General features: G+C 60.0%; 8 protein-coding genes. 2 read left to right on the forward strand and 6 right to left on the reverse strand.

Going from position 1 to position 6,757, the window contains the following annotated elements; all coding sequences use genetic code 11:
• The coding region (locus ABYV89_RS13130; RefSeq protein ID WP_432823399.1) for an arginase family protein at window positions 1–382 on the forward strand (382 nt) is incomplete at its 5' end.
• A 745-nt stretch (window positions 383–1,127) separates the two neighbouring features.
• Here ABYV89_RS13130 and ABYV89_RS13135 read toward each other — a convergent pair.
• The 4 genes from ABYV89_RS13135 to ABYV89_RS13150 form a co-directional block, all read right to left on the reverse strand.
• Window positions 1,128–1,553: an SseB family protein gene (locus ABYV89_RS13135; protein WP_432823400.1), complete on the reverse strand. Its 426-nt coding sequence runs from the start codon at window positions 1,551–1,553 to the stop codon at window positions 1,128–1,130.
• Between the two features lie 146 nt (window positions 1,554–1,699).
• Window positions 1,700–2,392 carry an RT0821/Lpp0805 family surface protein gene (locus tag ABYV89_RS13140; RefSeq protein WP_432823401.1) on the reverse strand — a complete coding sequence of 231 codons (693 nt, stop codon included), beginning with the start codon at window positions 2,390–2,392 and terminating at the stop codon, window positions 1,700–1,702.
• 102 nt (window positions 2,393–2,494) lie between these two features.
• Window positions 2,495–3,112 (reverse strand): UPF0149 family protein, encoded by a 618-nt coding sequence (locus ABYV89_RS13145; protein WP_432823402.1) that lies wholly within the window; start codon window positions 3,110–3,112, stop codon window positions 2,495–2,497.
• A 125-nt stretch (window positions 3,113–3,237) separates the two neighbouring features.
• Complete coding sequence (locus tag ABYV89_RS13150; RefSeq protein ID WP_432823403.1) at window positions 3,238–3,972, reverse strand: MBL fold metallo-hydrolase; 735 nt, start codon at window positions 3,970–3,972, stop codon at window positions 3,238–3,240.
• Window positions 3,973–4,149: 177 nt separating this feature from the next.
• Here ABYV89_RS13150 and ABYV89_RS13155 point away from each other — a divergent pair, with 177 nt between their 5' ends.
• Complete coding sequence (locus ABYV89_RS13155; RefSeq protein ID WP_432823404.1) at window positions 4,150–4,518, forward strand: hypothetical protein; 369 nt, start codon at window positions 4,150–4,152, stop codon at window positions 4,516–4,518.
• Here the strand turns inward: ABYV89_RS13155 and ABYV89_RS13160 are convergent.
• Window positions 4,499–5,734, reverse strand: coding sequence for an MFS transporter (locus ABYV89_RS13160; protein WP_432823405.1), 1,236 nt, complete (start codon window positions 5,732–5,734; stop codon window positions 4,499–4,501). The two genes, ABYV89_RS13155 and ABYV89_RS13160, sit on opposite strands and share 20 nt — an antisense overlap.
• A 72-nt stretch (window positions 5,735–5,806) precedes the next feature.
• Window positions 5,807–6,676: a DNA ligase gene (locus ABYV89_RS13165; RefSeq protein WP_432823406.1), complete on the reverse strand. Its 870-nt coding sequence runs from the start codon at window positions 6,674–6,676 to the stop codon at window positions 5,807–5,809.
• Between the last annotated feature and the right edge of the window lie 81 nt (window positions 6,677–6,757).

A 6,757-nucleotide genomic window follows, 5' to 3' on the forward strand; every position in this document is an offset into this window, starting at 1 on the left:
CGGCGTGCGCGCGATCGACAGCGAAGAACGTCAGCGCCTGCGCGACAGCGGGATCTGCATCTACACCATGCGCGATATCGACGAGCGCGGCATCGGCGCCGTCATCCGTGAGGCGCTGCAGCGGCTAGAACACCGGCAGCGGCTGCACGTCAGCCTTGACGTTGACTGCCTCGACCCCATGGCTGGGCCGGGCGTCGGCACCACCGCTCCGGGGGGCCTGAGCTACCGGGAAGCCCAGCTGCTCATGGAGATCATCGCCGACTCCCAGCGCCTCTGCTCACTTGACATCGTCGAAATTAACCCGATCCTCGACCACCGCAATCAGACCGCCCAGCTTGCCGTTGAACTGGCCGCTTCGCTATTCGGAAAACGCATCCTGTAGCCGCAGCAGCGTGCGCTAAAGATAAAATGAGCCGTGAGGCAGCCGAGCTGAAGCGACTCGGCATCTTTAATGTAAGGGTTAAACCGGATAAAGACGGGGGAGGACGCTGGATCGACCCTTTGGGGCGTGATCCTGCGGCTGGAACAGGCATTGTGGATGATTCAGAAGAAGTAACGGGAAGTTATGACGGGGAACGTGTTATCTTTCAGATTCTGCACTTGAGCTGAGAGAAACTTAGGCGGCGACGGTGGCGGGAGGAAAACTTCAAGTCAAAGCTATCCTGTTGCGACCGGGAATCGGCCAGGCAAAGCCACTGATACGCCAGGGCAAGCGCTTCGAAAAATTTTTGCAGGCTCGTTGCTATCATCTTATTTTCCCTCAACTGCGGTTGCATTACCGGTCTGTTTACGCGGTCGGACACCAGAGGTCCACCTTGCTGCAGACATGGTAAGACCTTTCTCCTGGCACCGTCAATACGGGGGAAAAAGCAAAATGCTGTTCGACAATAATACCAGCACCCAAGATGCTGGTATTATTGATTTACGACCTGCGGCAACGGCATTTTAATAATTATTATAAATACCTTAGGCAGCCAATTAAACGGTGTCTTTCATCCTTTTCCGAAAAAAGGTCTTACCGCCCTTCCTGCAGCAGGTCGCAGGCCTCACACAAACGGGCCCGCCCCGACAGGGGCGGGCCCGCAAACCCGAAACAACAATCAATGGTTATAATGGTGCGTTACCGTTCACTCCTGAGACGGGGCCGCCTCGGCATTGCATTTCACGACGATATCCCTGAGCCAGGAAATCTCGGCGGGCACAAACTCCTTGGAACACTCGGTCCCGACATTCAAAGCCCAATGCAGCGGCGACTCGGACATCTCGGCCACCACGTGCCCCGCAACCACCACGTAGCTGACCTTGGCCTTGGCCCAGTCGTACAGGCGTTCTTCGGTATCAAACAGCATCAGGTAATCGTTGCCCTCGGCTTCGATGATCAGGGGCACGGCATGCCCCGGCTCGACGGATTCCTCACCGCCGGGAAGATCCTTGGAATCGATGGTCGGGATATGGAAGTGGGAGTTGAGGAAAAGATCGAAAAACAACGACTGATTTTTCGTATCGTCCATATCCTGCTGGAAGGCTTCCAGCGCTTTGTCCAGTTCAGTCATGGCAGCAGCCCTTTCGGTCGGTTAAGATGGTGACGCCAAGGGATGAACCACTGACATCAGCAAAAAGTGAACACCGAGTCTAACAGGGGTACGGAACAAAACACAACCGCAAACCGGATGATTCTTCGCTGCCGCGCTCATGGGGTTCAGTGCCGATCCTTGTATTTCCAGCCTTTACCGGGCCCCCGGTTCCTGTTGTCACGCCAATCGTCACGGTAGCGATACTTCTCCTTGTATTTCAGCCCGTCATGACGGCGGTAGGATTCGTAGCGACGCGGCACCACGATCACCTTCTGTTTTATTTTGACGGGATGCCGATGGCGATAATCCCGCCCGCTCATGTGATAGACCCCCCGGTAGGACGAGCCGTGCCGGTAGACGTAGCTGAAGCTCAGGTAAATGGGGAAGCGGGAATAGACCTCGGGAGGATACGCATAATAACGGTCGGCGGGGGTGTGCACGTAAACGGTAGCCGGCAGCGGCGGGCGGGCCGCCTTCTGCTGCGCGGGGGGAACGATCTGCCAGCTGCCGTCAGGCTGGCGGCAGGCGGTGCCGTACCCCTGCTCTTCTCTGCCGCCGATGATGATCGTCTGAATAAATTCCCGACAGGGCTGCCCCTGGCTGCTGCTGAAGGTACGGGTCGGCACCACCGCCCCCGACCGGCCGGTGTCGGGGTTCACCCATTCAGCCCCCTGGTTGATCTGGTTTTTTTCCAGCGCGTACTGGAAGGTGTCCGCCATCGCCTGCTGTTCGGGCCCGGCAAATTCCTGGCCGTACCCTGTCGTGAATCCAACCAGTGGCCATAACAGTACTGCTGCCGCGATCATAATTCGTTTCATCGTCTCACTCCCGGTAAAGATTCCTGACAATGAAAGAAGTATAGCAGAGACCGCTGAAGAGGAAATGGGGCAGCTTCTCATTTACGGCGGCTGTCGGCTGCCCTATGCCGACGCCGAACGAAGTGCAACCAGCTTTTCTGAGTAGCCAAGCAGGGCATCGACCGCCTGCGGCAGCTGACCAACCAGATGCGCCCATATCTCATGCTCGTCTTCGCCGTCTTCCTCCATCCCTTCAAAAATCTCGGGGATTTTTTCCGGTTGCGCCACCCCCAGCACAACCATCAGGCAGGTCATGATCTCCTGGTCCGCCTCGCTCATATCGGGCTGGTCGAGAACCTCGTCCGGCATCCAGAGATAAGAGCGCAGCGCCAGGGCCCTGTCGAGACCACTCACCCATCCGCGCAGGCGCCCCAGCATCGGCGGATCGATATCGTCGTAATCGAAAGGAAATTGCAATTTCCCCTGAAGGCGCAGGGCGGTGAGGCGCTGGTAGACATCCATGAAGCAGGCGAAGTGCTGATTGGCCTGCTCCGAATCGGCAAATTCGGCGAAGGCTTCACCGAAAATATCGAGGAACCATTCCATCGGCTGGGTCGGATCGGGGGTAATCGCGAGTCCGAAAAGATATCCCTCAAGCTGCTCCAGGGTCATGGTTTCAGCCGGGTTAACGGCGTGGGACAGCAGATCCTGCAAACCGTTTCGTTCTTCAATGCTCAGCATATGTACTTACCTGCTCCTCGTTGCGGATTCATCAAAATGGCTTTACTGGTCGATTATATAAGCGAAAAGATCTGCCGGCGCAAGGACTGGACGAAATGCGCCGGTCAACTTTTGCACTGCATCTGTTACTGCATGGCGCGGATGCGTACGTCAATACCCGAGCCAGCCAGCAGATCAAGAATCCGGGCCGTGTCGGTTTCGCCGAAGTGGTACGGATAGAGGATTTTCGGCTGCAGCGCCAGTGCCGCGTCGGCCACCATCTCCGGGGTCATGGTGTACGGCAGGTTCATCGGCAGAAAGGCGACATCGACCCCTTGCAGCCCCTTCAGTTCCGGCGTGTTTTCCGTGTCACCGGCGACCAGCACCCGGGTCCCTCCGAACGTGACGACATAGCCGTTGCCGTTGCCCTTGGGATGAAATGGAACACCTTCGCTGCGCATGTGGACCAGGTTGTAGGCCGGCACCGCCTCGATCGCCAGCCCCTGCACGGTTTTCGACTCACCGTTTTGCATAACCAGGCTGCCCGGCAGGTGCACGGCGGCAGGGCGACTGGCTACCATCTGCGTTCCCGGCTTTGTCAACAGTTCGACCGCCGCCAAATCGAGGTGATCCTGGTGTTCATGGGTGATCAGAATCAGATCGGCCTTCGGCAGTTTCGCATAATCGGCCAACTTGCTCCAGGGATCGACATGAATGATTTTGCCGTCAAAGGCAAACATCAGGGTGCCATGGCCGATAAACGAGATCTGCAGATCTCCGGCCGACGTCTCGATAGTATCCATGCATCCTCCGTCGTTGGCCCAGAGCGGAACGGCAACCAGCAGCAAACCGAGAATAGCGCTTAGGATTCTTTTCACCATGCGTCACCTTCCTTCTCCTGATCGAGCCCGGCCTGATTTCTTGGTTCGAATTCTTATTGTAATCGATTCTGCCCGATTGGGTAGCCCTCTCATAATTTCGCCGGCCGTGCCGAACAGATTCTGCCCGGCATGATAAACTACTTAGCATTCAGCCTGAACGGACAGGGAGATGCTGCCATGAACAAAGACAACGTGATGAACGTGCTGCTGCAGACGGAAGAAAAACACGCCCGTTTCCTGGCCGCCTGGAAGCGCGGCGTTGAGTTTCTCGGTCCCGGCCTGTTCGGTCCGAAAACCGTTGAAACAGCCAGGGACAAGGACGACCTGCGGCCGCTGCAGGAGCCGGTGTCCGCCGTCTTCAAACAGGAAAGCGGCGGCGAAGAACAGTTCCTGGCGGCGATGGTCAGCTTCTACGATCCGATCTGGGGCGAACAGCTGGCGAGCCGCATCAACTGCCCCAGGTCCGTCTGCGGGCTCACCTACAACCTCGACCACGAATGCACCAGCATCCTCTGCGAACTGCTGATCAACTACGAGGGCTGGTGACAGCCTCCCGCCCCAGCCCCCTGATCCGCCAGGCATAGACCGTCAGCGGAACCATCAGCAGACAGGCACACAGGTAAGTATATACGGGACTGACCTGGTACAGGCTGGTGCCGACCAGCGGCCCGAGCACGAACCCCGCCGCCGGACAGGCGGAAATCAGCCCGCCGACCGCTCCCTGCTCCTTCGGACCCACCGCCAGCGACGCCCCGGCGGTGAAGCCGGGAGAAACCAACCCCAGCCCCAACCCGAGAATCCCCAGCAGGGCCACCAGTGCCGGGACACTGCCGGCCAGCAACAGCATGGGATAGCCGGCCAGCAGGATCGGCAGCCCCAGGCACATCAGCCGGGTCGGGGTCATGTTCAGCCGGCGCACCAGGAATGCCTGCGAAAAGAAGGACATCCCCGCCGACATCATCATCCCCATGCCGATCGCCTGGGCCGTGGCCTGCCCGTCGAGCACAAAACGATCCTGGATATAAAAGCCGATGGTCTGGCTCATCATCGAAAAGGCGAAAAAGGTGACGAACCCGACCAGAATGAACGGGAAAAACCGCGGGTCGAACAGCTTCAGCCTGACCTTTGCCCTTTTCTGGTCAACAGTTCGGGGAGGCTCCTTCAACACCAGGGCGAGCAGCAGCGAGCTCACAAGGGCGACCCCGGAGGCGATGTAAAGCGGTGCCAGCAGGCCGATGGCGGCAAAGACCCCGCTCATGGCCGGCCCCAGAATCGCGCCCAGGGTACGAGCCGCCCCCAGCCGCCCCATCCCCGCCACCCGCTCTTCGGCGACAGTGGTGTCGGCGATATAGGCCGAGGCAGCGCTGGGGGCCGCCGACATCAGCGAAGCCATCAGCACCCGCGAAAAGATGACCAGCAGGTAGAGGGTCACACCTGTCAGCGCCCCCTTGAGACCGAAGAAAAAGACCGAGGCAAAAAGCAGGGCACCGAAGGCGTAACCGAACTGCCCGATCAGCAGCACCGGCTTGCGCCCCCAGCGATCACAGGTGCGGCCCCAGATCGGACTGGTGAGAGTGAAGACCAGCGACGAGCAGGTGATGATCAGGCCGACCTGGATCTCCCGCAGGCCGATCTCCCGCCCCAGCGGAGCCAGCAGGGCGAAGGTCATCGACTGGCCGATGCCGGTGGCCAGCACGCTGAACAGCACCAGCCGCGAGGCCAGCCGGGCTGCAGCTGAGGGGGGGATAATCGCGGAGGTCATAAGATTGAAGAGTAGGCCATCGCTGGCGCGGATGCAAGGCGGTTTCAGATCAAGCCACGGAAAACGCCGGACCTATAGCCCCTGATCGTAGCGGATGCGTAAAAAGGAGGGGAATTTGGGGATGCCCGACTGGTAAAAGCCGTAATATTTGTAAGTGACCACGCAGCCGATTGGCGGAGGGGTCTCCCGCTGCGCCGCACTGAAGCCGGTGCCGATCTTGAAGCGGGTTCCATCCGCTAGCTCGACCAGCAGCGAACCGAGCCGGCCGAGATTCGCCCCCCGCCCCGGAACATGCCCGACCACTACCGCCTCGGCATCGTCAAAGCCCTTGACCTTGAGAATCTCGGGACTGCGCCCAGCCCGGTAGAGCGCCTGCGGATTGCGTACGATCAGCCCTTCGCCGCCCAAAGCTTCGATCCGCTGCAGTTCCTGCTGCAGCTGCGCCCGGCCGGCAACCGGCAGCTGCGGGATGACAAAGGCAAAGTCGGATGGATGCGCGGCAAACCACTCCTGCGCCAAAGCGATGCGCTCGCTGAACGGCCCGCCTGCGGCGGGCACATCGAAGATGGCGAACTGCAGCTGCCGCCAGCCGTCGTGGGGCTGTGCCCTCTGCACGACCGACGCGGTCTGCTCAAAGGTCCCCCGCCCGCCCCAGAGTTCCCCTTCCAAGGGAAAGCCCGGCAGCCCGGCGACGAAGGCGACCGGCGGCTGAAACAGCTGGCCGTTCTTCGACCACAGCCGCTGCCCGTCCCAATAGCCGCGCACCCCGTCAAGCTTCTCGCTCATCCACCACCCCGCGACATCGGCCTCCCCGTCATCAACCCGGGGCAGCATGCTCCCCGCCGCGGCAGATTGGGCCGCCGGGATCAGCCAGCAGCAGAGGATGAGCAGCAGGAGGCATTTTTTCAGACACACGCAAGACAGCGAACCCGCCGGGCTCATGCGAAGGGCTCCAGGCGCAGGGCCGCCGTGATCTTATCGCGCCAGTGCGGGGAGACCCCGGCCTCGTCGGCATAGTCAGGC

The sequence above is a fragment of the Trichloromonas sp. genome, assembly GCF_041583255.1.
Taxonomy (GTDB): Bacteria; Desulfobacterota; Desulfuromonadia; order Desulfuromonadales; family Trichloromonadaceae; genus Trichloromonas.